Origin of the sequence: Bacillus sp. ISL-18 (assembly GCF_018613415.1) — a bacterium.
Classification (GTDB): Bacteria; Bacillota; Bacilli; order Bacillales; family Cytobacillaceae; genus Neobacillus.
Genome location: NZ_JAGGQG010000002.1, coordinates 111,958 through 137,586 on the forward strand (window position 1 = coordinate 111,958; position 25,629 = coordinate 137,586).

Annotated in this window: 28 protein-coding genes; 15 read left to right on the forward strand and 13 right to left on the reverse strand. The window is 38.1% G+C overall.

What is annotated here, in order from left to right; all coding sequences use genetic code 11:
- Positions 1 to 11: 11 nt before the first annotated feature.
- The gene (gene fumC, locus J7E81_RS00690; protein ID WP_215040069.1) at positions 12 to 1,391 is read left to right on the forward strand and encodes a class II fumarate hydratase; all 1,380 of its coding nucleotides are present in this window, start codon (positions 12 to 14) and stop codon (positions 1,389 to 1,391) included.
- A gap of 78 nt (positions 1,392 to 1,469) precedes the next feature.
- Here fumC and J7E81_RS00695 read toward each other — a convergent pair whose 3' ends face one another.
- Positions 1,470 to 1,676: an alpha/beta-type small acid-soluble spore protein gene (locus J7E81_RS00695; protein WP_215040071.1), complete on the reverse strand. Its 207-nt coding sequence runs from the start codon at positions 1,674 to 1,676 to the stop codon at positions 1,470 to 1,472.
- Positions 1,677 to 1,992: 316 nt separating this feature from the next.
- Between J7E81_RS00695 and J7E81_RS30395 the strand changes: the two genes are divergently transcribed.
- Positions 1,993 to 2,235, forward strand: coding sequence for a hypothetical protein (locus J7E81_RS30395; protein WP_251028384.1), 243 nt, complete (start codon positions 1,993 to 1,995; stop codon positions 2,233 to 2,235).
- A gap of 145 nt (positions 2,236 to 2,380) precedes the next feature.
- On the opposite strand, the gene J7E81_RS00700 is transcribed toward J7E81_RS30395, so the two are convergent.
- The 8 genes from J7E81_RS00700 to J7E81_RS00735 all read right to left on the reverse strand — a co-directional run bounded on the left by J7E81_RS00700 (position 2,381) and on the right by J7E81_RS00735 (position 10,103).
- A complete protein-coding gene (locus tag J7E81_RS00700; RefSeq protein ID WP_215040073.1) occupies positions 2,381 to 3,493 on the reverse strand; it encodes an ABC transporter ATP-binding protein in 1,113 nt (370 codons plus the stop codon).
- A 106-nt stretch (positions 3,494 to 3,599) separates the two neighbouring features.
- Positions 3,600 to 4,502 (reverse strand): PucR family transcriptional regulator, encoded by a 903-nt coding sequence (locus J7E81_RS00705; RefSeq protein ID WP_215040077.1) that lies wholly within the window; start codon positions 4,500 to 4,502, stop codon positions 3,600 to 3,602.
- A gap of 121 nt (positions 4,503 to 4,623) precedes the next feature.
- Complete coding sequence (locus tag J7E81_RS00710; protein WP_215040079.1) at positions 4,624 to 4,809, reverse strand: hypothetical protein; 186 nt, start codon at positions 4,807 to 4,809, stop codon at positions 4,624 to 4,626.
- Positions 4,810 to 4,943: 134 nt separating this feature from the next.
- Positions 4,944 to 5,153 carry a YheE family protein gene (locus J7E81_RS00715; RefSeq protein ID WP_215041165.1) on the reverse strand — a complete coding sequence of 70 codons (210 nt, stop codon included), beginning with the start codon at positions 5,151 to 5,153 and terminating at the stop codon, positions 4,944 to 4,946.
- Positions 5,154 to 5,203: 50 nt separating this feature from the next.
- Entirely contained in the window at positions 5,204 to 6,277 is a 1,074-nt protein-coding gene (locus tag J7E81_RS00720; protein WP_215040081.1) for a YheC/YheD family endospore coat-associated protein, read from the reverse strand.
- Positions 6,274 to 7,638 carry a YheC/YheD family endospore coat-associated protein gene (locus tag J7E81_RS00725; protein ID WP_215040083.1) on the reverse strand — a complete coding sequence of 455 codons (1,365 nt, stop codon included), beginning with the start codon at positions 7,636 to 7,638 and terminating at the stop codon, positions 6,274 to 6,276. The genes J7E81_RS00720 and J7E81_RS00725 overlap by 4 nt, the downstream gene beginning before the upstream one ends.
- Positions 7,616 to 8,719 (reverse strand): YheC/YheD family endospore coat-associated protein, encoded by a 1,104-nt coding sequence (locus J7E81_RS00730; protein WP_215040085.1) that lies wholly within the window; start codon positions 8,717 to 8,719, stop codon positions 7,616 to 7,618. Before J7E81_RS00730 ends, J7E81_RS00725 begins: the two co-directional genes overlap by 23 nt.
- Before the next feature lies 1 nt (position 8,720).
- On the reverse strand, positions 8,721 to 10,103 hold the full coding sequence (locus J7E81_RS00735; protein ID WP_215040087.1) for a YheC/YheD family endospore coat-associated protein: 1,383 nt from the start codon (positions 10,101 to 10,103) through the stop codon (positions 8,721 to 8,723).
- Positions 10,104 to 10,253: 150 nt separating this feature from the next.
- Here J7E81_RS00735 and J7E81_RS00740 point away from each other — a divergent pair, with 150 nt between their 5' ends.
- The 4 genes from J7E81_RS00740 to J7E81_RS00755 all read left to right on the forward strand — a co-directional run bounded on the left by J7E81_RS00740 (position 10,254) and on the right by J7E81_RS00755 (position 14,454).
- On the forward strand, positions 10,254 to 10,601 hold the full coding sequence (locus J7E81_RS00740) for a YlbF/YmcA family competence regulator (protein WP_215040089.1): 348 nt from the start codon (positions 10,254 to 10,256) through the stop codon (positions 10,599 to 10,601).
- Positions 10,602 to 10,718: 117 nt separating this feature from the next.
- A complete protein-coding gene (locus J7E81_RS00745; RefSeq protein WP_215040091.1) occupies positions 10,719 to 11,588 on the forward strand; it encodes a Cof-type HAD-IIB family hydrolase in 870 nt (289 codons plus the stop codon).
- A 401-nt stretch (positions 11,589 to 11,989) separates the two neighbouring features.
- Complete coding sequence (locus J7E81_RS00750; protein WP_215040094.1) at positions 11,990 to 13,501, forward strand: coproporphyrinogen III oxidase; 1,512 nt, start codon at positions 11,990 to 11,992, stop codon at positions 13,499 to 13,501.
- A gap of 161 nt (positions 13,502 to 13,662) precedes the next feature.
- Positions 13,663 to 14,454, forward strand: a complete 792-nt coding sequence (locus J7E81_RS00755) for an enoyl-CoA hydratase (RefSeq protein WP_215040096.1) — start codon at positions 13,663 to 13,665, stop codon at positions 14,452 to 14,454.
- A gap of 35 nt (positions 14,455 to 14,489) precedes the next feature.
- Here J7E81_RS00755 and J7E81_RS00760 read toward each other — a convergent pair whose 3' ends face one another.
- A complete protein-coding gene (locus J7E81_RS00760) occupies positions 14,490 to 14,675 on the reverse strand; it encodes a YhzD family protein (protein WP_215040098.1) in 186 nt (61 codons plus the stop codon).
- A gap of 164 nt (positions 14,676 to 14,839) precedes the next feature.
- Here J7E81_RS00760 and J7E81_RS00765 point away from each other — a divergent pair, with 164 nt between their 5' ends.
- From J7E81_RS00765 to J7E81_RS00790, 6 genes are all read left to right on the forward strand, one after another.
- On the forward strand, positions 14,840 to 15,739 hold the full coding sequence (locus J7E81_RS00765; RefSeq protein WP_215040099.1) for an ABC transporter ATP-binding protein: 900 nt from the start codon (positions 14,840 to 14,842) through the stop codon (positions 15,737 to 15,739).
- Positions 15,732 to 16,985 (forward strand): ABC transporter permease, encoded by a 1,254-nt coding sequence (locus tag J7E81_RS00770; protein ID WP_215040100.1) that lies wholly within the window; start codon positions 15,732 to 15,734, stop codon positions 16,983 to 16,985. Before J7E81_RS00765 ends, J7E81_RS00770 begins: the two co-directional genes overlap by 8 nt.
- 111 nt (positions 16,986 to 17,096) lie before the next feature.
- On the forward strand, positions 17,097 to 18,317 hold the full coding sequence (locus tag J7E81_RS00775; protein WP_215040102.1) for a metallophosphoesterase family protein: 1,221 nt from the start codon (positions 17,097 to 17,099) through the stop codon (positions 18,315 to 18,317).
- 14 nt (positions 18,318 to 18,331) lie between these two features.
- Positions 18,332 to 21,331 carry an ATP-binding protein gene (locus J7E81_RS00780; protein ID WP_215040104.1) on the forward strand — a complete coding sequence of 1,000 codons (3,000 nt, stop codon included), beginning with the start codon at positions 18,332 to 18,334 and terminating at the stop codon, positions 21,329 to 21,331.
- Between the two features lie 55 nt (positions 21,332 to 21,386).
- Positions 21,387 to 22,331, forward strand: a complete 945-nt coding sequence (yhaM, locus tag J7E81_RS00785; RefSeq protein ID WP_215040107.1) for a 3'-5' exoribonuclease YhaM — start codon at positions 21,387 to 21,389, stop codon at positions 22,329 to 22,331.
- A gap of 124 nt (positions 22,332 to 22,455) precedes the next feature.
- The gene (locus J7E81_RS00790) at positions 22,456 to 22,644 is read left to right on the forward strand and encodes a sporulation YhaL family protein (RefSeq protein WP_215040109.1); all 189 of its coding nucleotides are present in this window, start codon (positions 22,456 to 22,458) and stop codon (positions 22,642 to 22,644) included.
- A 107-nt stretch (positions 22,645 to 22,751) separates the two neighbouring features.
- On the opposite strand, the gene J7E81_RS00795 is transcribed toward J7E81_RS00790, so the two are convergent.
- Positions 22,752 to 23,624, reverse strand: coding sequence for a peptidylprolyl isomerase (locus tag J7E81_RS00795; protein ID WP_215040110.1), 873 nt, complete (start codon positions 23,622 to 23,624; stop codon positions 22,752 to 22,754).
- 223 nt (positions 23,625 to 23,847) lie between these two features.
- On the opposite strand from J7E81_RS00795, the gene J7E81_RS00800 reads away from it, so the two are divergent.
- Complete coding sequence (locus tag J7E81_RS00800; protein WP_160724698.1) at positions 23,848 to 23,934, forward strand: YjcZ family sporulation protein; 87 nt, start codon at positions 23,848 to 23,850, stop codon at positions 23,932 to 23,934.
- 33 nt (positions 23,935 to 23,967) lie between these two features.
- Positions 23,968 to 24,060, forward strand: a complete 93-nt coding sequence (locus J7E81_RS00805; protein ID WP_205178909.1) for a YjcZ family sporulation protein — start codon at positions 23,968 to 23,970, stop codon at positions 24,058 to 24,060.
- Between the two features lie 91 nt (positions 24,061 to 24,151).
- Here the strand turns inward: J7E81_RS00805 and J7E81_RS00810 are convergent, their stop codons facing one another.
- Positions 24,152 to 24,331 (reverse strand): hypothetical protein, encoded by a 180-nt coding sequence (locus J7E81_RS00810; RefSeq protein WP_098529757.1) that lies wholly within the window; start codon positions 24,329 to 24,331, stop codon positions 24,152 to 24,154.
- Between the two features lie 279 nt (positions 24,332 to 24,610).
- Here J7E81_RS00810 and J7E81_RS00815 point away from each other — a divergent pair, with 279 nt between their 5' ends.
- Positions 24,611 to 24,946 (forward strand): DUF1878 family protein, encoded by a 336-nt coding sequence (locus J7E81_RS00815; protein ID WP_215040111.1) that lies wholly within the window; start codon positions 24,611 to 24,613, stop codon positions 24,944 to 24,946.
- A gap of 7 nt (positions 24,947 to 24,953) precedes the next feature.
- Here J7E81_RS00815 and J7E81_RS00820 read toward each other — a convergent pair whose 3' ends face one another.
- Positions 24,954 to 25,535, reverse strand: coding sequence for an HTH-type transcriptional regulator Hpr (locus J7E81_RS00820; protein WP_215040112.1), 582 nt, complete (start codon positions 25,533 to 25,535; stop codon positions 24,954 to 24,956).
- Positions 25,536 to 25,629: the final 94 nt, after the last annotated feature.

The window sequence follows — 25,629 nt, forward strand, 5'->3', positions numbered from 1 at the left end:
GGTGGATAATTATGGAGAAGTATAGGATTGAAAAGGACACGCTCGGAGAAATCCGAGTCCCTGAAGAAATGTATTGGGGAGCGCAAACACAGCGAAGTAAGGAAAATTTTAAAATTAGTGAAGAAAAAATGCCGCTAGAAGTGGTTTATGGTTTGGTCTTGATTAAAAAAGCAGCTGCAGTCGTGAATTGTCAATTAGGTAAGCTAAGCGAAGTCAAAATGAACGCTATCGTAAAGGTATGTAATGACATAAATAATGGAGATTATGATCAACATTTCCCATTACTAGTCTGGCAAACAGGTAGTGGAACGCAATCCAATATGAATGTGAATGAAGTGATTGCAAACCGGGCAAACCATTGGCTAGCCGAAAAGGGGAGTAAGGAGACGGTTCACCCTAATGATGATGTCAATATGTCACAAAGCTCAAATGATACGTTTCCAACTGCTATGCATATTTCCGCCTATATCAAAATTACTGACTCACTAATACCAGCGATTGTAGAACTGAAAAAAACATTTCAGGAAAAAGAGAGAGCTTTTGCTGACATTGTAAAAATCGGCAGAACTCATTTGCAAGATGCAACACCTCTTACCCTCGGCCAGGAAATCAGCGGCTGGAGGGCAATGCTGGATAAAAATGAACAAATGATTAAGGAATCGAGTCAGCATTTATTGAATTTAGCGATTGGGGGAACAGCGGTAGGGACAGGAATTAATGCCCACCCACAATTCGGACAGATGGCGGCAGAAGAACTCAGAAAGATAACGGGTTATTCCTTCAAATCGTCAAATAATAAATTTCATGCCCTGACAAGTCATGATGAAATTGTTTTTGTTCATGGAGCTTTAAAAGCATTAGCCGCTGATTTAATGAAAATTGCCAATGATGTCCGTTGGCTCGCTAGCGGTCCGCGCAGTGGAATAGGTGAGATTAATATTCCCGCGAATGAACCAGGAAGTTCGATTATGCCAGGAAAGGTTAATCCCACACAAAGTGAGGCCTTGACGATGGCAGCTTGTCAGATTTTTGGAAATGATGCCGCTATTAGCTTTGCTGCCAGCCAAGGCAATTTCGAGTTAAATGTCTATAAACCAGTCATCATTTATAATCTCATTCAATCGATACGACTTCTTGGTGATGGGATTCGTTCCTTTAATAAAAACTGTGCAATAGGAATAGAAGTGAATGTTGAAAGAATTAAAAACAACCTAGAGCGCTCGTTAATGTTAGTTACAGCACTTAATCCGCATATCGGGTATGAAAAAGCGGCGGAGATTGCTAAGCTTGCGTTTAAGGAAAATAGTACGTTAAAAGAAGCAGCCCTTAAAAGTGGTTATGTAACGGCTGAGCAATTTGCTGACTGGATTCAGCCTGAAAAAATGGTGTAATTGAACAGTGAAAGCCCCCTCCGTAAAAGGAGGGGGCTCAGCCATATTATTAATTTGTCCAATAAAGTTTGTTAAAGATTAGCGTTGGAATCCGCCGCCAAGTTGAGATTCTGCCATAGCTACAAGACGCTTTGTAATTTCTCCTCCGACAGAACCGTTTGCACGTGAAGTAGTATCTGCACCAAGATTTACACCGAATTCTTGAGCGATTTCATACTTCATTTGGTTAAGAGCCTGTTCTACGCCTGGTACTAAAAGGTTGTTAGAGTTGTTGTTACTTGCCATAGTTGAATAACACTCCTCTTATTAATTTTGGGGTCAGTATGGAATTGAACCATAATATTGCCACCTGGCCTAACCCATATTATCAATTGATTTGATAAAGAATATTAGTAATTGGAGATGGTTGGATGATCCGGAGTTGCACCGGATATTACCCTTGTTGGCTTCATCCATCGGTGTAATTGTTGCTTTGTAATCTTTATTATGATTAATTTTTAAAGTTCTATTCAAAAAAAACAACTAGAAATTTATTCCATTACATACGAAGTTTAAGTTAACGCAAACTAACAATATCTTATAAATAAAAGGGTGAACTATATTGGCGATATGCCCAGTTTGTAATGGTTTAAGAGAAGTTTATTTAATGTGTACGAATTGCGGGGAACCAATGTCAGAAAGCGGGCGTCTCATTGATTTTTTTGATGATTACAGTCCCTATATGGAAATTGATTTAATGAAACTCGAGGATGGTTATCCTGATACGAATTCAGGCCAAAAGTGTCCACACTTGTATAGATGCCCTAGCTGTCACAGTGATGAGGTGATTTTTATAAAAGAATAACCCCGTTACCTAGATAACGGGGCCGATTCTCTATATAAGGAATTGTCCAGCTACAGCGCCTAGGAGCTCGGGGTCATAAGCCAATCCATCAAGAAGGCTCGTCTTATGCCTGTCGCCCCTGGTCAAGGCGCTTCCGCTTTTCTATTTATCTTTCATTTACTGTTCTAATGCGTGATTCAGATTCGGTATCAAAGAAATGCGCCTTATTTAAGTCGAAAGCAAGTTCAATCGCATCTCCAGGCTGAACTTCTGCACGGGAATCTAAACGGGCAACGAAATCCTGTCCGCCAATGCTAGAATAAACCATCATTTCTGCACCAGTTAACTCGGCAACATCAACATTTGCTTTAATTTTTGTACCAGCTGATGCTTCGATAAAGACAGGTTCATCATGGATATCTTCTGGACGTACACCAAGGATGATTTCTTTTCCAACATAACCTTGTTCACGAAGAAACTTCATTTTTCCTTCTGGAACTGCAATTGAAGTATTGCCAATCACGAATTTTCCATCTTGAAGTTTTCCATTAAAGAAGTTCATAGCAGGTGAACCGATAAAGCCGCCAACAAAGACATTTTCAGGCTTTTCATACACTTCTTTAGGTGAACCGACCTGCTGAATGACGCCGTCCTTCATAACAACTAGACGTGTTGCCATTGTCATCGCTTCTGTTTGGTCGTGGGTAACGTAAATAGTAGTAGTATCAAGACGGCGGTGAAGTTTGGCAATCTCAGCACGCATCGCAACACGAAGCTTAGCATCCAAGTTTGATAAAGGCTCGTCCATTAAGAAAACTTTTGCATCACGAACAATTGCACGGCCGAGGGCAACACGCTGACGCTGACCGCCTGATAGTGCTTTTGGTTTACGAGTTAAGTAAGCTTCTAAACCAAGGATTTTTGCTGCTTCTTTAACACGGCGGTCGATTTCATCTTTTGGAAATTTACGTAATTTTAATCCGAATGCCATATTATCATATACAGTCATGTGCGGGTAAAGAGCGTAGTTTTGGAAAACCATCGCGATATCACGGTCTTTAGGAGCAACATCGTTTACTCTTTTTCCATCAATGTAAAAGTCACCTTTTGAAATATCTTCAAGTCCTGCAATCATTCGAAGTGTTGTAGATTTACCGCAGCCTGATGGACCTACGAACACGATAAATTCCTTATCTTCGATATGCAAGTTGAAATCCTGTACAGCCGTTACTTTATTATCGTAAATTTTATAAATATGATCTAATTTTAATTCAGCCATTTGTGTTACCTCCCTGAATAAGTTGTATCTTTAGTGTACAGGGAATGAAAACATTTACATATAGACAGGTTGCACAAAAAGTGAAAACGCTTTTTTGGGCATGTTGTCATTTCTGCTGTTCATATAGCAGACAAGCTAGGAAGACAGTAAAAGCCCCATAGAAATCCTTAAGACCGATCCCTGACTTTTCGATAAATTTATCAATTCGATACTGTAGTGTATTTCGATGAATATATAATTTTTTTGCTGTCATACTGGCATTCAAATTGTTTTCAAGAAAGACTTTGATCGTGGCAAACATTTCATGATCTTCTTTGAATAGCTCAACGATTTCTTGGCTAACCTTATTTTTTAATTCGAGCGGCAGGTGAAAAGCTAAATACGCAGGAAAAACCCGTTCAAAAGTAAAGATATTCGACGGACCCATTCGTGAAACAGCGAAAGAAAAATACTCCTTCTCTTGAAGAAATTTACTTGGTAACTGCTCGGTAAATCCTCTTGGTTTACCGATGTAAAAAGAAATTTTTACATAAAAGTCGCTTTCAAGTGTTTCAGACATGGAAAGAATCTCTTCCTCTGAGAGGGCCATGGTATTCTTCTCTTCAATGACAATCCCTCTGCTTCCGCTTTCCCAAATAATCATAATGTCTTCCGTGAAAAAACCTTTTAAAGCGGATTCTATTTCAGGTTGATTGGTTTCAGCTCCGTTTATATGGAACTGGATAATTCTAAGTGTATTTCCAGCTATGTGGTTTGGTAACGGACCATTTGAATATAGAAAATCATGCCATATTTTTACAGTCGGATGAAGGCTCGAGTTCTGGAATTCTACTAAAGAATAGAGTGTTTTAAGGAGGCTCACTTCTCGTTCATTGAGCTCAGTTTTAGGAATCCCAATCCATTCCTCCTCTGCTTCACTGCAGAAATATAGATAGCGATCTGATGGATTTTCGGGCTTGCTGGGAAAAAGGATCGAATTTTGGTAGAGTGACATTATTTTATTTATCATGTATGATTTCCCCGTTATTAAAGATTTTCAGGCTTTAGGCAATATTATACCAATAGTATGGCAGAGCATAAAAGATAAATGGCTGCACCCAACTTAATTATTAGGTACAGCCATTTCAACTTTATTCAATTTCAGCTGGTGGTTCTTCTTTAGGAAGGTCATGTGCTTCCTCAATATTCGCCGCATCTTCGCGGGCATGGACTGAACCGCCGGACAATCCTTCATTGATCATACGGTCTACATCTACGAAAGCCTTATCTCTGCCTTCGAAGGCAGATTCCTTAGTAGAGAGATTATCTCTCATCATGTGAGTCACCCTTTCCTCTAATACAAATGAACCAGCAGACTTTTCTATTTTGGCCGCGGGTTTAATCTCATCGCATAAGAAGAGATGATGATCTTATTGTGCGGGAAAATGTAAAGTTTCATGCATTTTTTACGCTATTCATAAACATGATAAAGCATTAACTCATGAATCTGGCTCGTTACTACTTCAAGGTCCTCCTGTTCAGGTGCCTCACTCATCCATTCAATGGCACCCGTTTGGTGGTAGGTTCCCGTATATCGTTTTTTCTTGAAATAAAAGGAAATAGTCCAGCCCGGAATATGTTGATTTGAAAAAAGTGGTTTATATTGAAAGTGTAAAATCATCAGCATCCTCTCCTCCTTAAAGACTAATATACATATAGCTTACCTTGTCTTTAAGAAGAGGGAAATCTTTTCTTTCCGGCTGAGGAGGATTCTTCAATGAGTTGAAGAAATAAGCGACATAGGTTTTCAATTTTCTTTTTCTCAATCTCTTCTTCATCAAAGCTCATGGGTTTTGAATTTACCTCGTAAATATAATATCTTCCTGTTTTACTTACTCCGGCGTCAATGGTAAACTCACCGAAGTATCCAAAATAGTTGGATAGTGATTTACCGATACTAGGAATAATTGTCTGAAAAAACACATCATGCTCTTTTGATTTTAGCAGCTGATAGGGAAGGAGGCTTCCCCCTGACGGGATATGAGTTGTGATTTCTTGTTCCTGAGAAAGGCGAACCCCAACTCCTGAAAGGGTGTAATCATCATGATTGGCATGTGCTAGGATTCGAAAATCAAAACGTTTGCCTTCATACTCTGCTGATCGAACTTCTTCCTGTGCTATATATCGTTTCTTTAATAGTTCTTCGTTCCATTCTTCCCAAAAATGAGTAAAGGATGAGTAGGTTTCTTGTTTAAGAATGCTATCCAATTGTATTCCCGAGGGACCGTCCATCCGTAGACGTACAATACCTTTTCCCTTTGAAGATTGAGTGGGTTTTAAATAAATCCCTCCGAATTCCATGAGAAATTCTAATAATTCGTTATGCCCCTGTACAAGGATGGTTTTCGGCAAATAATACTGCAGGATATCATCACCTTTTAATAGTTGATACAGTTCATATTTGTCGATAAAACAAGGATTAAAAAAAGGTATTTTCTTTTTCTTTAAAAGTGAAAATAACCATTGGCTCTTTTCTTCCTGTTCTGAAGCACGAAACGGGATACGGTTATAGACTAAATCCGGGAAGGGGAAGGACTTCTTTTTCCAACGGTTTTCCTCAGGTGAATAAAAATAGCCGTATATATAATCATCCTTCACATCTTCCGGTATGAATACAAAGCTTAGTCCATTTAGTGAAATAAGCTTTTTTTGGATGTTAATAAATAGTGGACCATTTCCAGCAATGGTGTCCTCTGATTTCCTTGCTGTCAAGATACCAATCAATGGTGTGCCATCGGTTTTCATTTAAAGATTTCCTCAGGGTGTAATAAGGCTTGCTCAGTTAGAAAAACGGCAAACGCAATGGATAATTTCCGGGTTAATAAATCAAATTCCTTTAATTCCGGATGACTAAAGATGGATCTTCCTGGTTTCGAATTAGCTTCAAACAGCCAAACATCACCGTTTCGATCAATTCCTAAATCAAAGCCAATCTCTCCAATAATACCCTCAATAGTAAGATCGAGTGCCTTACTTAGCAAAAGAGCGGCCTCACTTAGTTTTTCACTGAAGGTTTCAGCTTCTTGTTTAGGGAAAATTTCACCAACTGTCTTTATTTCCCCGCCGCTTCGTGTATGGGTGGTGACGCTGCCTTGCCCAGCAATTTTTCCAGCAATGGCTGTTATCTGCCATTCACCATGTTCGTCTTTATTTGTATGGACGCGGAAATCAACTGGACGTTGATTGATTCTAAGCAGATGAATCCCTTGCTGGACTAACATTCTATCGAGTGATTGCGTTGCAAACACCGATTGAAATAATCGTTCCAAACTGGCGTATTTTCGTAATCGATTAGTTCCTGTGTCGTCTTGATACCGGCAATAATAATCGTTTGTGTGTTTGTCGAAGATAACTTGATGAACCCCATGACCTAGACTGCCATTCTTGGGCTTTATAACAACATGACCAAACTTGGAAAGCATGGTTTCAATTGAGGAAAAGGATGTAAACGGATAGGTCTCAGGTAAATAGGCTGTAACAGATGAGTCTTGCTGCAGTCTTTCATAAATATCAAGTTTATTAAAGAATCCAGGGTTGTACCATGGAATCAGATATTCTTTTTGGAGGCGATTTCTCACTTTAATTAATTTTGGATTTTCCTCACTTTTTCGATTCGGGAGGCGGTCATAGATCACATTGGGGAAAGGAACTTCAACTGTTAGCCAAGCATTATCCTGAAAGAAATATCCTTCCATCGTTCCCTGCTCCCAATTAATATGCTGTTCCCCAAAAACAAAGGCATGCGCACCGACAGATTGATTGACAGAAAGCAGCTTCGAAAAAAATAAGGTCCGTTCACCAATTGGCTGTTCTGGGTACGAAGTAAATCCAGCCGTAAAGATCCCAACTAATGGACCAATATAAAGAACCTCATCCTCTAGAAAGGCATGTAAAGGAACTCTAAAATAAGGATACTGGATCATCTCTTGGATTTTCCTGCTGATGACAATTCGGTCATCTTTGTCCGGATGGGGAAAAAATTCAACTTCCATTGATTTTGAGCCAAAAGCGATTTTTTTAATTTCTTTACCCTGAAGCAGCTTAGAAGGACAAAAGACAATTAACTGATCATTTTGTGCCACTTCAATGAGATAATGTTTTCTCATAATAGACCTTCCTTTCCGTTTGATCATGCTCTGAAAGGTATTTTCCGTAAAGGAGCGGTTTGGTGTAAAGGGACTCTTGTAATTCTGGGTTCGTCGATAAAAGCACTTTCCTGCCTGGTTTAGAGTTAATATCAAGTATCCAAATTGAACCGTCTTTGGCAATGCCGATATCTATTCCAATTTCAAATAGAGGCATAAACGCATGTTCCAGAGGAGAGGGGAGACTGGAAAGAATAAAATTTAGCTCCTGCTGTAAATATTCAGCTTTAGCAGGTGGAAGGGAAATAAGCCAGTCTTTAAAATTGATTACATTCCCTCCTGCAGCTAAGTTTGATAGAATTCCGCCTGTCGTTCCCATCCGTATTCCCCGCCCTTGTTCTCCCCATACTCCCTGTTCATTTTTTTGCAAAAGAATCCGAATATCAAAGGGCTTGTGGTCTTTATTTGAAAGTTCCAAATACGGCTGCAATAAATAACTTCGCTGTTTTAATAGAAGCTTGAGCCATTGACTAAGCTTTGCTTCATTTGGAAAGATTCGAGCAATAATTCTTTTTTGTTTTTCTGTTTTAACATGTATCGTTTTTTCATTTTTCTTTAAATAGTAAATACCGTACCCTTGGGAACCATTAATCGGTTTTAAAATTATTTTTTTCCTAAGTGTAAGTTCCGTCAAGATGCCTTCAACATCTGAAACTGCCTGTGTTGAAGGTAAATAGGATGCTAGTTTAGTCGTTTTTAAAGTTTGATATAGTTCCCATTTATTCGGTAATCCATAGCCTAAAAAGGTAATATCATTTCGGCTTTTTAACCATGTGACAATAGTCAGGCATTGTTTAGAATGTTCATCTTCTCCGTAAAAACAACGATCATAAATAATAGTTGGGATTGGAACGGTGCATTCCAACCAAGAAGCTGTACTTGAATCAAACTTCGCCCCTTTAACGTGGAGATTATGTGGATCTATATCGGAAGGAATAAACCTGAAAACCTCCATCTCCAATGACTCAGCACGGTTAGCCAATTCATTTATATATGCATTTTCACTTTCCCTATTTAATGTCATAATTCCAAATGTTAACAATTTACATTTCCTCCTTAATAACGGCTGTATCAAATGCAAGAATGGTACAGAACTGGATAATGGCCTTGGCAGAGGGTCTGATTTTTGTTAAACCATCCTCAAAGTTTTTGGATGGCTTAGAATTCACCTCGATTAACCATGGTTTTCCATCTTGATCAACGCCAATGTCGATCCCAAGTTCCCCAATAATGCCTTGTGAATTTCGGTTTAAAATCGAGGCAGTTTCGAGTGCTAATTCTTTCATTTGGGCTAGTACTTCTATAGCTTTGTTACCACTTATGCACGTTCTTAATGCATTTAATGGTCGTGTAAGGGTGCCGCCTCTTGCTAAATTTGAGACAAACTCTTGATCCGCGGCAATCCTTGCTACAGTTGAGGTTACCATCCAATCGTTATCCAAATTTTGATGGCATAGAACTCTGAAATCCATCAAAGCTGACTGATAGGACAACAATGGAATTCCTTGTTGAATAATATAAATCCGATCGTGGATAAATGGCTTGATTTGTTGATATAGTTCATCTAACGAAAAAGGCCCCCCTTGTTTAGCAGCCAAGGATTTTAACGAGGTTTCAAAAGTGTAAAGAGAATCCTGGGCACGAGTTACTTTAAAAATATTTCGGCCTTGACTTCCATGAATAGGCTTTAGAAAAAGGGTGTGATGTTTTTGTGCCAGGTCATAAAAATGTTTTTTCGAAAATAGTTTTGTTTCAGGTAGATAAGAATCTAGATTCTTTTCATATTTTAGGTGTTCGTAAACTTCCCACTTCGAAAGAAAGCGGTCGTTAAAGAACGGTATCAATAATTGCGCAACTTTTTCTCGAAAATGTTTAAAGTCCTTTTTATACTCCCGTGCTCTGGAATGGATCCGGTTATAAATAACATCCGGGACAGGCAGCTGTGCAGCGGTCCATTTTCCATCTTCGCAATAATATCCTTGACTACTTAAAAACTGTTCATAGGAAAAAACGTAGAAGAATCCACCATTCTCACTAAATCCTTGTTGAAGTTCCTCACAAAACAAATGGATGGAGCGAAATTTCGGTCCAGTGTTTTTGTTTTCAATTGAATCTGTCAATAAAGCTGCCACAGGTCCGAGCTTTAAGGTTTGACACTCAGGAAGAACCATTGCTTGAAATTTAATGGGATGAATGGGGAGAAAAAAGGATTCCATAAAATCTTCTGAAAAATGAATCGTATGATCTGGTAAGTCTTCGGTTTGAACGATCGCAGGAATGGTTTTTCTACCGATCGAGATGTTTAGCTCACTGAGCTGATTTAATTGTAGCTGCTTGCACAATTGCGCAGACATTTGGATAACATTCTTATCTTTGTCTGTTAATTTTTTCGGTACAATTAGGATCGAGGTTAATGAAAATGACATACTCACCCCTCATTTTCTTGGATATTGGGCATTAGTTGATATAAGTAATTTATGTAAAGGCTTGAGAAATGGTGATTTGAACATTCTCGCAATAAATAGAATAGTTTGTTATAGTTGTGAAGATGTTTATACAAAAAGGAGTGGCTTAAAATGGCAGTTAATTTATATGATTCAGCCTACGCATTAGAAACAGCAATTCGTCAAAGCAATGAGTATATACAATTACAGCAGGCTTATAGCGAAGTAAATGCAGACCCTCAAGCAAAACAAATGTTTGATCAGTTTAGACAAATGCAAATGAATTTGCAGCAAAAACAAATGATGGGCCAAAATATTTCTGAGCAGGAAATCCAGCAGGCTCAATCAACCGTTGGCCTTGTTCAGCAGAATCAAAAAATTGCCCGTCTAATGGAAGCAGAACAGCGAATGAGCATGGTGATTGGCGAATTAAACAAAGTTATTATGAAGCCATTGGAAGATTTATACGGAAACCTCTAAAATGAATTGAAAGCCTTCGGTCGCAAAACCGAAGGCTTTCTCTTTTTGTTCTATATACCCCCAAAAAATCATAAAAGTGTTATAAAGGTAATTTCACCAAGAACAGGGGGCAACATAATGATTTATCGCTTGCTTGCGCTAAATATTGATGGCACGCTACTCCAATCGAATGGGAAAATCCATAAATCAACTAGGGAAGCAATTGAATATGTTCAGCAAAAAGGGATTTATGTAACATTGGTTACATCGCGAAGCTTCCCCTCAGCTAAGAAGGTGGCGAAGGCGTTAAAAATAACCGCACCCCTTATTACCCACCAAGGAGCATTTATTGCCAGTACAGTGGAGAAGCCTGTTTATGTTAAAAGAATTGATGAAGACATCACGTATGATGCGATTCGTTTTTTAGAAGCATTGCCGTGTCAAATCAGGCTAGTTCATGAGCAATTTTCATTAGCCAATAAATTAAAGCTTAATAATCAGTTACTGGCTAAAACTGTATTTACTTCAGGAGATCCCGTTTTCTATTCCCAGCAATTTGTGTCTTCTTTAAGCGAGTATCTACATGACCAGCCAGTAACATCTCCTAAAATAGAGGTGTACTTTGAAGATGAGCGGGACCTTAGCGATGCAGTTCAGGCATTAAGAAAAATGTTTACAGAAATTGATGTGATCCAATTGGATTCTTTGAGATTAGATATTGTTCCGGCCGGTGTTTCTAAGCTGGCTGGATTATCATACTTAGGCAGCCAACTGGGGATCAAGCGAAGTGAAATGGTTTATATTGGTGATGGGCTGGATGATATTCCATTAATCGCAGCAGCAGGGCTAGGGGTGGCAATGTGGAATGCCGATTTTGAAGTAAAGAAGGCTTCCGATTGGGTAACCAGATCGAAAAATGAACATGGTGTTGCCTACATGGTAAAAGAACACTTCCGCAAGCAGCAGCCAATTGAATTTTTAAGGAAAATGAAGATCATCAAAAATTAAAATATGAAGGTGTCCCAAAAGTTTTAGGGATACCTTCTTTTTTACATTAAACTAGTCTGTTGATTTCCGCTCCAGGCGCTTCGCTTTCCGCGGGCGGTACGGGGAGCCTCCTCGTCGCTTCGCTCCTGCGGGGTCTCCCCTGCCCCGTACTCCCGCAGGAGTCTTCGCGCCTTCCGCTTCATTCAACAGGTGTGCAAATTTAGTCATCAACCATCTTTAGGGTCGGCCTCTTTTTGTAAGAACTTTGAAAATTGTCCGCTCCAGCAACTGGGGGTCAAGACGCTTCCTTTTTCCATTTGACCTTGTTTTCTTGATTTTGTACACTTAAGAGAGTTTAGAAATGTCTAGCATAAGCAGCAGAAGAAGGATTCTTGTGCTTTTTATATGAAAGGTGATTAACTTTGCGAATTTCAATTATTGGGATAGAGGATGAAAGATTTAACCGGCAATTGCAGCTTATTGCCAATTTGTTTTTTGAGGAATCTGAAGTTTTTATGGGGATTCAAAGCGATGAAGATGTTCACATAAAGTTTTCGCTACAGGTCCAAGATCTTATAACTGTAGAAGCTGAATTAAAGGATCAGAATGGAAAAGTACTGTTCACTAATTATCAGAAAAAAATGATTATATCAGATACTGAAAAGGAACAGTTTAAACAAATTAAGAATGCAGTAGCTCATGTTTATTTAACATTACTCCAGGACTGGACAGGCATTATACAAAAATGGGGGATTTTAACAGGGGTTAGACCTACAAAATTACTTCATCGGAAAGTGCAGGAAGGCATACCGCAAGAAGAGGCGCATCAGCAATTAAAAGAGGATTACTTAATTAGCGATGAAAAGATTGAGTTGATGCAGCATATTGTTGACCGCCAGCTTGCAGTTGTTCCTGACCTATATTCGCTGCAAAAAGAAGTCAGTATTTATATCGGTATCCCGTTTTGTCCAACCAAATGCGCCTATTGCACCTTTCCTGCTTATGCTATTAATGGCAGGCAAGGTTCTGTCGATTCTTTCTTGGGGGGCCTTCATTATGAAATGCAAAAGGTTGGTGTTTGGCTAAAGGAAAAAGGTGTCAGAATCACAACGGTTTACTATGGTGGAGGCACCCCCACTAGTATTACAGCGGAAGAAATGGATATGCTTTACGAAGAAATGTATACTTCGTTTCCTGATGTTGAGCACATTCGTGAAATTACAGTAGAGGCGGGGCGCCCTGATACGATTACACCTGAAAAATTAGAAGTCCTAAAAAAGTGGAATATTGATCGGATTAGTATAAATCCACAATCTTATACTCAAGAGACTTTAAAGGCGATCGGAAGACATCACACCGTTACCGAAACAATTGAAAAATACCATTTGGCGCGTCAAATGGGCATGAATAATATTAATATGGACTTAATTATCGGTTTACCGGGTGAGGGGTTGGATGAATTTACCCATTCCTTAACAGAAACAGAAAAATTAATGCCTGAGTCGCTGACCGTTCATACGCTGTCATTCAAGAGAGCCTCAGAAATGACAAAAAATAAAGACAAATATAAGGTTGCTCCGCGTCAAGAAGTAGAAAAAATGATGGAGCTTGCTGAAAATTGGACTAAAGCTCATAGCTATGTACCCTATTACTTATACCGTCAAAAGAATATCCTTGGAAATCTTGAGAATGTCGGGTATTCATTCCCTAATCAAGAAAGCATCTATAATATTATGATTATGGAAGAGCAGCAAACCATTATAGGACTTGGCTGTGGTGCTGCAAGTAAATTTATTAATCCGGTAACTGGGAAGATTACGCATTTTGCCAATCCGAAGGACCCTAAATCGTATAATGACAACTTTGAAAAATACACGCAAGATAAACTTACGATTCTAGAAGAATTATTCTCAGAAGAAGGTTCCCCTGCTTAAATCTAAGCGGGGTTTTTTGTATAAGGAATAGGAAAATTTACTTAGAGTACTGTCTGGATCAAGCCTTCCTTAAGAAAATTCAATATATTTTGAATGCTTATTTTTATTGTTGTCAATTCCATATATAATGGAATTGAATGAATAAAAGGGGGGAGATGCGGATGTCTATTAATTTTGTAACGGATAAGGTGAATTTGCGAGTAAATGGCCGTGTTGCCACGATTGAATTAAACCGGCCGGAGGCATTAAATGCAATGGACACAGATGTTATAAAGGGGCTGGTTTGCAAGCTGAAGGAGATTAGTGAGTCTGATGAAATCGATATAGTAGTCCTAACAGGAAAAGGAAAAGCCTTTTCAGCCGGCGGCGATATTAAAACCATGCTGTCCAATATGAATGAGGCGGATTTCTTTCCAGTGATGGATTACATCAGCGAATTAATTATTACTTTATACAGCCTGCCAAAACTAACAATTAGTGCTGTTTCTGGTGCAGCTGCCGGTTTAGGATTTAGTTTGGCGCTAGCGACCGATTATATTATCGCAGATAAAACTAGTAAGCTAGCGATGAATTTTATTGGTATTGGCTTAATTCCCGATGGCGGAGCACACTTCTTTTTAGAAAAAAGATTAGGAGAGACCATGGCTAAGCAGGTCATTTGGGATGGAAAAATGTTAAGTGCTGACGAAGCATATAAAATAGGATTAATCCAAGAAGTAGCAGCAGGCAGCCTTCAGGAAACATTAGAGGAAAGGGTACAAGATTGGTTAAGCCGTCCAGTTCAGGCCATGATTAAAACCAAAAAAATTATGGCTGAGAAGAATCGTCCCCAATTACTTAAAGTACTGGAGTTAGAGAAATTCGGCCAGCAAAAAATGCGTGAAACACTTGACCACCGTGAAGGAATCCGGGCTTTTCTCGAAAAAAGGAAACCGAAATTCATAGGAAAATAAAGCAACAAAGAAGCCCATGGGCTTCTTTGTTTGCTTTATGAATGAAATAATAAAAGCTTGCCGCTAGGTGATGTTAATCGATGTGTCTTTTCTAGTAATTGTTTTTCTTGTAATAGTTGTTCCCCTTGTTTCTTTGCAGCCTCATCATTTTCGGCTTGAAGATTTTCTTCTAATAATTTGTCCCCATTTGCCTCGAAGGCTGTTAATTTATAAGTTTTCATCGACAATCCCCCTCATGTATCAATGTTTAGTAGGAGCCGGCGTTTATTCATTAGCCGTTTCTATTAAAATTCTATTTTCACACAATTCTTTAAATTTTTCAAAATAAAAAAGTTGAAACCAAAATATGGTATATTCGTATTAAAGAAGGAAAGGGGTGCGTAATATGGTACTCAAACTTGAACATGTTACCAAAAGGTTTGGTCAATTTACGGCGGTTAATGATTTATCAATAACGGTACCTGAAAAAGAAATGTTTGGATTCTTAGGGGCAAACGGCGCCGGCAAAACGACAACATTTAGGATGATATTAGGACTACTGGATAGTTCGGGAGGCCGGATTACTTGGGATGACCACCCCATTGATTATTCCACTAGTCATTTGGTCGGCTATTTGCCTGAGGAAAGAGGCTTATATCCAAAATTAAAAGTACGTGATCAAATAGTCTATTTAGCAAGGCTGAGAGGAATGCAAAAGACTGAGGCATTAGTTGAATTAAAATCGTGGTTAAAGCTTTTTAAAATTCCAGACTATGAGAATAAGAAGGTTGAAGAGCTTTCAAAGGGAAACCAGCAGAAAATCCAGTTTATAGCTGCGGTAGTCCATAAACCTAAATTATTAATCTTAGATGAGCCGTTCAGCGGACTTGACCCTGTTAATGTTGAGATGCTAAAGGAAGCGGTTTTAACCTTGAAGGAAAATGGAGCAACAATCGTGTTCTCGAGTCATCGGATGGAGCATGTGGAGGAGATGTGTGAACACCTATGTATCTTACATAAGGGCAGTCCGGTCGTAAGTGGATCGTTAAAAGAGATCAAACGGGAATTTGGCAAAAAGAATCTAGTGATTCATGCAGATTTTGCCTTAGACTCATTGAAAAATTTCCCTGGGGTCGTGAAAGCTAAAGTGACCATGGAGGGTATTCACCTGCAGATTGATGGGGAGGAAGTTGCGGGGAAAATCCTTAAAGACATTGTCGATAAAGGGTTTATACGCAAATTTGCTCTAGAAGAGCCTTCATTAAATGATATCTTTATTGAGAAAGTAGGTAATTCTTATGAATAGTTTCTGGATTATCTTATTTCATACCTATCTTAACAAGCTCAAAACGAAATCGTTTATTGTCACGACATTATTAACCGTTGTCATTGTCTTAGCGATTACGAACATTAATAATATCATCGATTTATTTGATAAAAATGGCGGAAAGGAAAAGGTTGCGGTAATTGACCAATCCGGCCAGCTTTATGAGCCATATAAACAGCAAATAAAAAGTGTTAATAAGGATATTCAACTGACTTTTTACAAGGGCAGTGAAAAGCAGGCGGAAAGATTAGTTGAAAAAGGTGAATTTGCAGGAGTTATTCAACTGAATGTTAACGAGCAGAAGCTGCCTGAAGCTACCTATAAAGCCAAAAGTATCGCCGATTCAACTTTATATACTGATCTTCAAACAGGATTGCAGCAGCTTAAAACGATGCTTGCAGCTTCACAGATTAATTTAGCACCGGATCAGCTGCAAAAACTTTATGAACCAGTCTCGTTTAAAAAAATGGCCCTTGAAAAAAATGCCAAAACGGAAGAGGAGTTAAACCAGGCAAGAGGATTAGTCTATGTCTTGCTATTTGTTATCTATTTTGCCGTGATTATGTATGCCAACATGATTGCGATGGAAGTTGCAACCGAAAAATCTTCACGGGTTATGGAGATTTTAATATCAAGTGTTTCTCCAATTAAACAAATGTTTGCCAAAATAGTGGGAATTGGATTATTAAGCCTGACCCAATTAGCGGTTTTTTTAGTGGTTGGTTATTATTCATTTATGAGAAATATGGAGTCATTAAAGGATGGTTTTTTCGGGGTATATGGATTTGGAGGAATCCCAACCGCGACCATTGTGTATGCAGTTATTTTCTTTATTCTTGGTTATTTTCTATATGCCACACTCGCAGCCTTTTTGGGGTCGCTTGTCAGCCGGATTGAAGATGTACAGCAGATGATTACACCAATGACCTTAATGGTGGTTGCTGGCTTTATGATTGCCATGTTTGGACTTGGTAAGCCTGACGCCTCATTTATTACTGTAACATCCTATATTCCTTTCTTCACACCGATGATTATGTTTTTACGTGTCGGTATGCTGACGATCCCGGCCTGGGAGGCAATCTTAGGAATCATCATCCTTATTGCAACGATTGCAATACTTGCTATTTTTGGTGCCCGTGTATACCGCGGCGGTGTGTTAATGTATGGAAAATCGAACTCCTATAAAGACATTAAAAAGGCATTACAATTAACAAAAAACGAATAAGAATAAGAGGGTCTTACCACTTTTGGTAAGGCCCTCTTGTTTTAGAACATGTATTCGCATTTCTCCATTAAAGGTGCTACAATGGAGAAAAGATGGTGAAAGGAATATTTTATGAAAAAGATATCGTTTATCCATGCAGCCGACCTCCATTTAGACAGTCCCATGATTGGTTTAAAGCATTTGCCGGAAAATATCTTTAATCGAGTAAAAGAGAGTACATTTACTGCATTGAAAAAACTAACCGGGACTGCGATTGAGCGGCAAGTTGATTTTGTCATCATTGCAGGGGATATATTTGATGGTGAGGATCGCAGTTTACGTGCACAGGCTCGTTTTCGTAAGGAAATGCTAAAACTTAACGACGAAAAAATCCCGGTCTATATCGTTCATGGTAATCATGACCATTTAAATGGCTCTTGGGTTCACCTAGACATGCCAGAAAATGTACATGTTTTTGGAAGCAAGGTTGAAAAAATGGAGTTAATCACAAAAAGCGGTACCAAAGTCCATCTATACGGATTTAGTTATGGAACAAGACATATTTTTGAACGAAAAATCGATGAGTACAACAAAATCGAGGGCGCAGATTACCATATTGGAATTCTTCATGGAAATGAGAGTTCCGGGACAGACCACGATAATTACGCGCCATTTACAGTAAAGGATCTCGTTCAGAAAAATTTTGATTATTGGGCGCTGGGACACATTCATAAACGTTCAGAATTATCCTTGAATCCTCCTATTATTTATCCCGGTAATATCCAAGGAAGAAATAAAAAGGAACCGGGAAGTAAAGGATTCTATCATGTTGTATTTACAGATGGGGATGCAGCAATGGACTATATTGAGGCTTCTGATATTATTTGGGAGGAATTAACCGTTAATGCCGAGACAGCCGTTAACTTTGACGATCTCTTCCATTTATGCCAAATAGCCATTAATGAACTAAGAAGAGAACGTAACGGAACACTACTAACCCTTAGGTTGAAAAATACACAGCTGGCAGATATGCGCGAACAGAAAAGTATCGATAATGAATTGCTTGAACTTCTCTTAGAAGATGAAAGTGAAGAAGAGTCCTTTGTTTGGGTAGCGGATTTGAAATTCAATGAAAAATTGCCTTTCGATAAAGAAAAAGTAAAAACGGAAGCCAATTTTTATGGTGAATTATTTGAGGTCATCGACCATTTTGATCAAACCGAGCAAGCCTTAGCACCACTTTATGAGCATCCATTAGCAAGAAAATACTTACCGCATTTAGAAACGGCAGAGAAAGATGAATTACTTAGAAAAACAGAAAAATTAATAATTGAATTACTTTATCAGGCCTAATTAAGGAGAAGCGGATGAAAATTCAGGAAATATACATTTATGGATACGGCCAATTAGAAAATGTAATCATTAAGTCTCTTTCAGATTATCAAGTTTTTTATGGCGAGAATGAAGCAGGGAAGTCCACCTTGATGGCTTTTATTCATGGCATTTTATTCGGTTTCCCTACCAAACAGACATCCGAGCTTCGCTATGAACCAAAACATAGTACGAAGTACGGTGGAAAGCTTAGAATTTATCACGAAGAGCATGGATTTGCTGTGATTGAACGTGTAAAGGGGAAAGCCGCAGGGGATGTACAGGTGATGATGGATAATGGGACTGCCGGCGGTGAGGAGCTCCTAAAACAATTGTTGGGTAACTTTGATAAAAGCTTGTTTCAGGCCGTTTTCTCCTTTAATTTACAGGGGCTTCAGAACATTCACCAAATGAAGGGCGAAGAAATTGGCAAGTTTTTATTTTCAGCAGGGACCCTGGGCAATGAGCAGCTGGCCAAAGCGGAAAACTTTTTGCAAAAAGAACTGGATGTACGTTTTAAGCCATCAGGGAAGAAACCAATTTTGAATGAAAAATTACAGGAACTTCATGAATTAAAAGGGCAATTAAAAAAGGCGGCAGCGAGGAATAATGAATACGAGGAACTTCAACGAAAAAAAGAGGCATTGCATCAAGAGATCGATCTAAGGAATACTGCAATCCAAGAAACTGGCGAAAAAATCAATAAACTTAAAGAATGGAAGAGAATCGAATCTGTTGTTAAGGAAGAAATTTGGACCGAAACAGAGCTAAAGGAGTTAGGAACAATCGACTTCCCAGCTCGCGGGATTGAAAGACTCGAAAAAATAAATCAGCTGATTCATCCCCTTAAAGCCGAAATTACTAGTAGTACCACTAGGGTAGAAGGTTTACAGGAAGAATTAACCGGTATTGGCCCTGATCTTGAATTCCTAGAAAATGAGCCCTCCATAGTAACATTACTTGACCAAGTTCCAATTATCGAACAATTAACATTAGAGAAAAAGCAATCTGAACAGAAACTCTTAGATTTTGAAGAAAAGCTTTCGGTAACAAGAGAAAAACTGCATTTGCCCCTAACAGAGGATGAAATCCTCATGATTAATACAAATATATACATGAAAAACCAAGTAGAAATGGTTACTCGTAAAAAACAAAAGTTAGAAGAAGTAAAGGAAGAGTTAGATAGTCAATATCAAGAGGAAAAAGAGGCGCTTGATCAAATAGAAAAAGAGGTTCATTTCGCTGAGAGTAAGATATTGCCCCAAAAAGAAAGAGTTCAAATCGAGGAGCAAATAAGTCAGCGGAATGATAAACAGAGCTTAGAATGGGAACTAAAATCAATACAAGAAAAAATAGAATACTACCAGCATGAAAATGAGCGAAGTCAAGCGGCAAAAAAAAAGCAGCAAAGTGATCGGAAAAATCAGATGTTTCTCATTACGTCAATCCTATTTGGAGTATTTTTATATGGGCTAATTACCATGCAATGGTTCCTGATGATTGTTGGCGTAGCAGGGTGTATCGGTCTTGTCCTTTTTTGGATGAAAGGGGCAAAACAGACGAAAGAAGACAGCATTTGGCAAAAGATTGCTGAATTAAAAGAAGAAGAAAAAGCTTTGCAACAAAAGCTTCAGACATCCGAATATCTCGATGCTAAATCACTTGAGAATCAATTGCTTGTTGATAATCAAAGGCGTCAAGAGCTGCAATTGTTAAAACTCAAGCTAAAGCAGCAACAATCCCTATTTGAAAAGATCATCTCTAAATTCGAGGACTGGGAATTAGCAACAGAACAAAATAAAGAAAAACTCCTTTTCATTAGTAAAGAGTTAAATATTCCTGAATATATTGCCGTTAGTTTTTTAGCCGAGGCATTTGCGTATATTGAACAGTATAAATCGATTTGTCGAGATAAAAATCAGTTTGCACTAAGGATAAACGAAATTAACCATCAACAATCTTTAGTAGAAGAAGGCTTAAGGTCAATAGAAGAGCGCTTTTTACAAGAAAAGGGCCATGATTTACACACTTCAGCCTATCTAATACGAAACAAACTCAAGGAAGAACATGAAAAGCAAATCATGAGCAAAGAGAGAGCAAAGAAGCTAGCAGAAATTAAAGCAGATTTAGCTCAAAAAGTACAAGAACTAGAACTTTTACAACTAGAACATCATAAACTCTTACTTGCTGCAAAGGTAGATTCAGAACAAGAATTCTACTTATTGGGGGAAAAGGCAAAAAAATACGAGGAACTGCTTGAAAGACGACGCTCTCTGCACAACCAACTCCAATATTCTCTCCTCACAGAAATGGAGAAGGAAGGCTTTTTGTCTATATATGACTGCGAGGGGTTAATCAAGCAATGGGAGTTTGACATACAGCAATTACAAGAAAAGCTGAAAAAGGATCGAGATGAAATGGCTGCCATAAATTTTGAAATTCAAGTTCTCGAAGAGGGTGGGGTGTACACTGACATTCTCCATCAGTTTAAACAAAAGAACTATGAATTGGGAGAGGCAGCCAAAGAATGGTCTGTCTATCGTTTGGCGCAAGCGGTATTGGCGGAAACGATTGATAAATATAAAAACGTCCATTTGCCAAGAATGCTTGTAAAAGCAGAGGAGTACATGTCTTTTTTAACAGATGGAAGCTACAATAGAATCCATTTGCAAAAGTCAGGAACAGGTTTTCTAGTTGAACGGGATGACCACACTGTCTTTGAAGCAAATGAGTTAAGCCAAGCGACAACGGAACAATTATATGTTTCGATTCGATTGGCTTTGGCTACAACACTTTATGATAAATATCAGTTTCCTATTATCATCGATGATAGTTTCGTTAATTTTGATGCAAAAAGAACGCAAAAGGTGATTGAACTTCTGCGTGGATTGAAACAAAATCAGGTCCTATTTTTTACTTGTCATGAGCATTTATTAGCTCATTTCAAAAAGGAAAATGTTCTTCGTTTGGAAAAAGGTGCTGTTCAGACTACTTAATAGAGTAATAGCTGGATATGGTATACTCTAATTATCGGAAGGGAGAGTGAAGAGGTTGAGCAAGGGGATATTACAGTATGATGTTGGAGAACAAGTTGAATTATACCTTCTAATAAAGAGTTCAACAAAGGGAATTGCCAGTAATGGGAAAGCATTTTTGACATTAATTCTGCAAGACCAAAGCGGGGAGATTGAGGCGAAGCTTTGGGATGCTGGGGCAGAGGATGAAAAGAATTATGCAGCACAGACAATTGTAAAAATACTTGGGGAACTTCAAAACTACCGAGGGAAAAGTCAGTTGAAAATCCGTCAAATTCGAAAAACGGGCCCTTCTGATGGTGTCAGGCTTGATGATTTTCTTGTGACTGCACCAGTTAGTCAGGAAGAAATGATGAGTAAGTTGACCCAGTATATATTTGAAATGAAAAATCCGAATATCCAAAGGGTCACCCGGCATTTAATAAAAAAGCATCAAAAGGCCTTCTTAGAATATCCTGCAGCAACAAAAAATCATCATGAATTTGTTTCAGGGCTCGCCTATCACGTTGTCAGTATGTTGGACTTGGCCAAAGCAATAGCATCCTTATATCCCAGCCTTGATAAGGATTTACTTTATGCTGGAGTAATTTTGCATGATATGGGAAAGGTTATGGAATTATCAGGACCTGTTTCAACTACCTATACCATTGAAGGGAATTTACTTGGACATATTACCATTATGATCACCGAAATCGGAAAGGCAGCTGAGGAACTAGGCATTACAGGAGAAGAAGTATTAATCCTCCAGCACTTGGTTTTAAGCCATCATGGTAAAGCAGAGTGGGGAAGTCCCAAACCTCCTATGATAAAAGAAGCGGAAATCCTTCATTATATTGATAATCTTGATGCAAAAATGAACATGCTCGACCGGGCCCTTGAGAGAGTAAAGCCAGGGGAATATACCGAGCGCATATTTGCCTTAGATAACCGTGCCTTTTATAAGCCGGTATTCCATAAGTAATACAAAAAAATAACCCGATTTGGGTTATTTTTTTTGGGAAAAAGAATAATTTAGGTTCAGATGAAATATGTTGTAGTAAAAGAAAACTAAAGTGGACAAACATTAGTGAAGGGAGCAGGAGACATTGACGATACCTATTTGGATTTATGCAGTGGTGGCAGGAATAGTAATTAGCGCCCTAATGGCGATTAAAACGGGGCGGGAAGAGCGGCAAGTAGAAATGGAAAGTATCGAGCGTGAAGGAGAAATTTATATTAAACGACTTGAGCGTGAGAAGGAAAAACGTGAAGAATTGAGAGCACCTGGTGAATAAATGACGGGAAGAAAGCACAGATATAAACGAAAGACATTATAAAAAGCGGAAGTCCTGATACGGGCTTCCGCTTTCTTATGGTCATAACGCACTGTATCTTCGCTTCTTTATTGCGCAGGAGGCGTTGTTGGATTTAGAGCATCTTTTAAGTCTTTGTCATTAACTTTTACATCAGCTGCTTTTAACTCGCTCTGCATTGCTTTGTTAATATCATCACTTGTTAGTTTAGATGATTTGACCTGATATTCAATATCTTTCTTCATTGCATCATAAGACTTCTTCTCTTTTTTCTCAGTAACTTGAATGATATGATAACCAAATTGTGTCTTTACTGGTGCACTAATTTCATTTACCTTAAGAGCGTATGCACCTTTAATGAAATCAGCATCGTATTGGTCTTTATTTGTATTATTGATCGTACCTAGATCACCGCCGTTTTGAGCAGAAGCAGTATCGGTTGAATATTTTTTTGCAAGATCCTCAAATTTTGCACCGCTATCAAGCTGTTTCTTAACGTCAAGTGCAGTTTTCTCGTCTTTAACAAGAATATGACGAACCTTAATGTCAGGCTGGTAGGAAGCATAATAATCCTTTAATTCTTTATCTGTTACCTTAACATTTTTCATTGCAGCTTTTTCTTGTAACATACCGAGTTTCATGGTTTTCTTTAGGTCAGCTTCGTTTTTATAACCGTACTGTGCAAGAGTCGCATCAAAATTGGTACCAAGCTGTTCTTTTAAGTCGCTCACTTTTGCATTTAACTCTGCATCCGTTACTTTGTACTTTTTAGATAGCACCTTTTCGTATACAAGTTGTTGAAGGGCTTGCTGACCGTATTTATCCTTCATTGTATTATATAATTCTTCTTGAGTAACATTCCCAGCTTTACTTTCTGCCACTTTTTCTGAACTAGTTTGATTACATGCGCCTAGTGCAAGTACACTGCCAGCCATTGTAAGGGCTAAAATCCATTTTTTCATGCTGAAATCTCTCCTAAATAGTTAAATTCTGTGAAAAGGTTTGTCCACAATGTTTACTATAACATAAATGGGTACGGCTGCAAAAATAAAAGTGTACGTGTTTATCGAAATTTCAAACAAAATAAGCTTCTTGGACTTTTCCATAAAAAATGAGCTAAGTGCCTAAACGAAATGAAACCTTCATGAATAGTATATCTTAGTAAATGAAAAAGGAGGTTTTATGATGAGTGGAGGATATGGCGGAGGATTTGCTCTAATTGTAGTCCTTTTCATCCTATTGATTATTGTTGGGGCTTCTTGGGTTTATTAATTTAAGAAAATGACAATGAGGGGAGGCTAAATTATGTCTGGTGGAGCAGGTTACGGTGGAGGATTTGCATTAATTGTAGTTCTTTTCATCCTATTGATTATCATTGGAGCTTCTTGGATTTACTAATAAGAAGTAATAAAAATAAAAAGCGATGAGAATTACCTCATCGCTTCGCTTTTTTTATTCTAACCTTTATGATTACATATCCATTGATGGATTATGTATAGAGGATTTCTAAGTATGAAGAAATCAATAAAATGGTAATGAGCACATTAATGGTACGGAATACCTTATGCTGGTTTTCTTCCGGTATCTCTTTTTGGATACAAAGGGAATTAGTCATTTTATTTACATAAAATAAAATAAAAATTGCGAAGACAATAAAAATGGAGATCATCATTGATTCCCTCCCCAGATGGTTTACTAATGTTTCTTCAGCGATATGTTTCCCAAATATCCCTGGTGAAGCTTTTAATCGCTCGCTTCCACTTTTTTATACAATATCAAAAAAAATAAAAAAAAGATAGTAAAAAAGAATGGAAGTTTTCTAGAACTTTATGGAGTCGAAATATTTGCAATTATTTTTTCGATTATAAGACAAAAAGGTTTACCCATCCCTTTAAAAGGTGAATAATGAACATAGGTAAAGTAAGGTAATGAAAAGAGGCGTTAAAGTATGAATGAACAGGACCTTCTGCACAGGATTAATCTTCTTGAATTTCATCAAAGGCTGTTAATTAAATTGCTAAGCCATCCTAATAATGACTTTTATCGGCTAATCATTGAAAACGGGCTTTCAGAACGGGAAGTCAACAATTTCTACCATTTGTGTGATGAATTAACCGTGAAACTGGCAGAACAAAAAGCGGAAGGCTTCGTTCATTTCCATCCGCTTCTTAATCAATTATCAGCTGAGCTGCCTGCCCATTTAAAAATGGAAGAGGTCGTGAAGGCCTGCTTACAGCAAAAATTGTTTGAGCCTCTTTTTTTGGAGCTGCGAAAATATCTATAAGGGCATTTTAAACTAGGTTTTGTTCCGTCTTTTTTACTTTTTTCAATGTGCCATTTTCTTCAACAAACTCACTTTCAATATTATGGAAAGAGCGTTCAAAGATTTCCATAAAATCTTCGCCATAAATGTTACGGACAATGGCCATCATTTCAATTATTTCTGGAAATTTACCATATAAATCTCGAAGTGGTAACGCCCCTGAATAAACTGCATTTTCTTTTGGCTGATAGGTTTCCATTGATTGAAGCAGAATCTCTTCACCTTTGACTGTCAGTTGAATATAGGTATTTCGCTTGTCATTTTCCTTTTTAGAAAAATTTAGCAAACCTCGTTCTTCTAACTTTTTTGAAAAATTAAAAGCTGTTGAGACATGCATGACCCCAAATTTTGCCACGTCAGAGATGGAAGCTCCATTCAAATGATAAGCGATCCAGAGAATATGATGTTCATTAATATTTAAATCATAGGGTTTAATCCATTGCTGCCAATCTTTTTCAATTGATTTCCAGAGCGCTTTACTTAATTGAGTAATACGCTGACTAAAAATCATTGCTTCCTTTAACGAATATTGTTTCTCAGTCATCCCCATTTTCACCTACTTTTAATTTCTCTTTTTATCATTATGCCAATAAAATAAAAATTAATAAAGTATAAATTCACAAAATTTTTAGAAATTGCACAAT

What these genes read in the sequence shown, in the direction of transcription:
- J7E81_RS00755 (WP_215040096.1), top strand. Translation starts at nt 13,663, where the DNA reads ATGTCTATTAATTTTGTAACGGATAAGGTGAATTTGCGAGTAAATGGC.
- J7E81_RS00815 (WP_215040111.1), top strand. Translation starts at nt 24,611, where the DNA reads ATGAATGAACAGGACCTTCTGCACAGGATTAATCTTCTTGAATTTCAT.
- J7E81_RS00705 (WP_215040077.1), bottom strand. Translation starts at nt 4,502, where the DNA reads ATGATAAATAAAATAATGTCACTCTACCAAAATTCGATCCTTTTTCCC.
- J7E81_RS00775 (WP_215040102.1), top strand. Translation starts at nt 17,097, where the DNA reads ATGAAAAAGATATCGTTTATCCATGCAGCCGACCTCCATTTAGACAGT.
- J7E81_RS00695 (WP_215040071.1), bottom strand. Translation starts at nt 1,676, where the DNA reads ATGGCAAGTAACAACAACTCTAACAACCTTTTAGTACCAGGCGTAGAA.
- J7E81_RS00780 (WP_215040104.1), top strand. Translation starts at nt 18,332, where the DNA reads ATGAAAATTCAGGAAATATACATTTATGGATACGGCCAATTAGAAAAT.
- J7E81_RS00725 (WP_215040083.1), bottom strand. Translation starts at nt 7,638, where the DNA reads ATGAGAAAACATTATCTCATTGAAGTGGCACAAAATGATCAGTTAATT.
- J7E81_RS00810 (WP_098529757.1), bottom strand. Translation starts at nt 24,331, where the DNA reads ATGATCTCCATTTTTATTGTCTTCGCAATTTTTATTTTATTTTATGTA.
- J7E81_RS00740 (WP_215040089.1), top strand. Translation starts at nt 10,254, where the DNA reads ATGGCAGTTAATTTATATGATTCAGCCTACGCATTAGAAACAGCAATT.
- J7E81_RS00765 (WP_215040099.1), top strand. Translation starts at nt 14,840, where the DNA reads ATGGTACTCAAACTTGAACATGTTACCAAAAGGTTTGGTCAATTTACG.
- J7E81_RS00745 (WP_215040091.1), top strand. Translation starts at nt 10,719, where the DNA reads ATGATTTATCGCTTGCTTGCGCTAAATATTGATGGCACGCTACTCCAA.
- J7E81_RS00800 (WP_160724698.1), top strand. Translation starts at nt 23,848, where the DNA reads ATGAGTGGAGGATATGGCGGAGGATTTGCTCTAATTGTAGTCCTTTTC.
- J7E81_RS00700 (WP_215040073.1), bottom strand. Translation starts at nt 3,493, where the DNA reads ATGGCTGAATTAAAATTAGATCATATTTATAAAATTTACGATAATAAA.
- J7E81_RS00735 (WP_215040087.1), bottom strand. Translation starts at nt 10,103, where the DNA reads ATGTCATTTTCATTAACCTCGATCCTAATTGTACCGAAAAAATTAACA.
- J7E81_RS00770 (WP_215040100.1), top strand. Translation starts at nt 15,732, where the DNA reads ATGAATAGTTTCTGGATTATCTTATTTCATACCTATCTTAACAAGCTC.
- J7E81_RS00820 (WP_215040112.1), bottom strand. Translation starts at nt 25,535, where the DNA reads ATGGGGATGACTGAGAAACAATATTCGTTAAAGGAAGCAATGATTTTT.
- J7E81_RS00805 (WP_205178909.1), top strand. Translation starts at nt 23,968, where the DNA reads ATGTCTGGTGGAGCAGGTTACGGTGGAGGATTTGCATTAATTGTAGTT.
- J7E81_RS00715 (WP_215041165.1), bottom strand. Translation starts at nt 5,153, where the DNA reads ATGATTTTACACTTTCAATATAAACCACTTTTTTCAAATCAACATATT.
- fumC (WP_215040069.1), top strand. Translation starts at nt 12, where the DNA reads ATGGAGAAGTATAGGATTGAAAAGGACACGCTCGGAGAAATCCGAGTC.
- J7E81_RS00760 (WP_215040098.1), bottom strand. Translation starts at nt 14,675, where the DNA reads ATGAAAACTTATAAATTAACAGCCTTCGAGGCAAATGGGGACAAATTA.
- J7E81_RS00710 (WP_215040079.1), bottom strand. Translation starts at nt 4,809, where the DNA reads ATGATGAGAGATAATCTCTCTACTAAGGAATCTGCCTTCGAAGGCAGA.
- J7E81_RS00795 (WP_215040110.1), bottom strand. Translation starts at nt 23,624, where the DNA reads ATGAAAAAATGGATTTTAGCCCTTACAATGGCTGGCAGTGTACTTGCA.
- J7E81_RS00720 (WP_215040081.1), bottom strand. Translation starts at nt 6,277, where the DNA reads ATGAAAACCGATGGCACACCATTGATTGGTATCTTGACAGCAAGGAAA.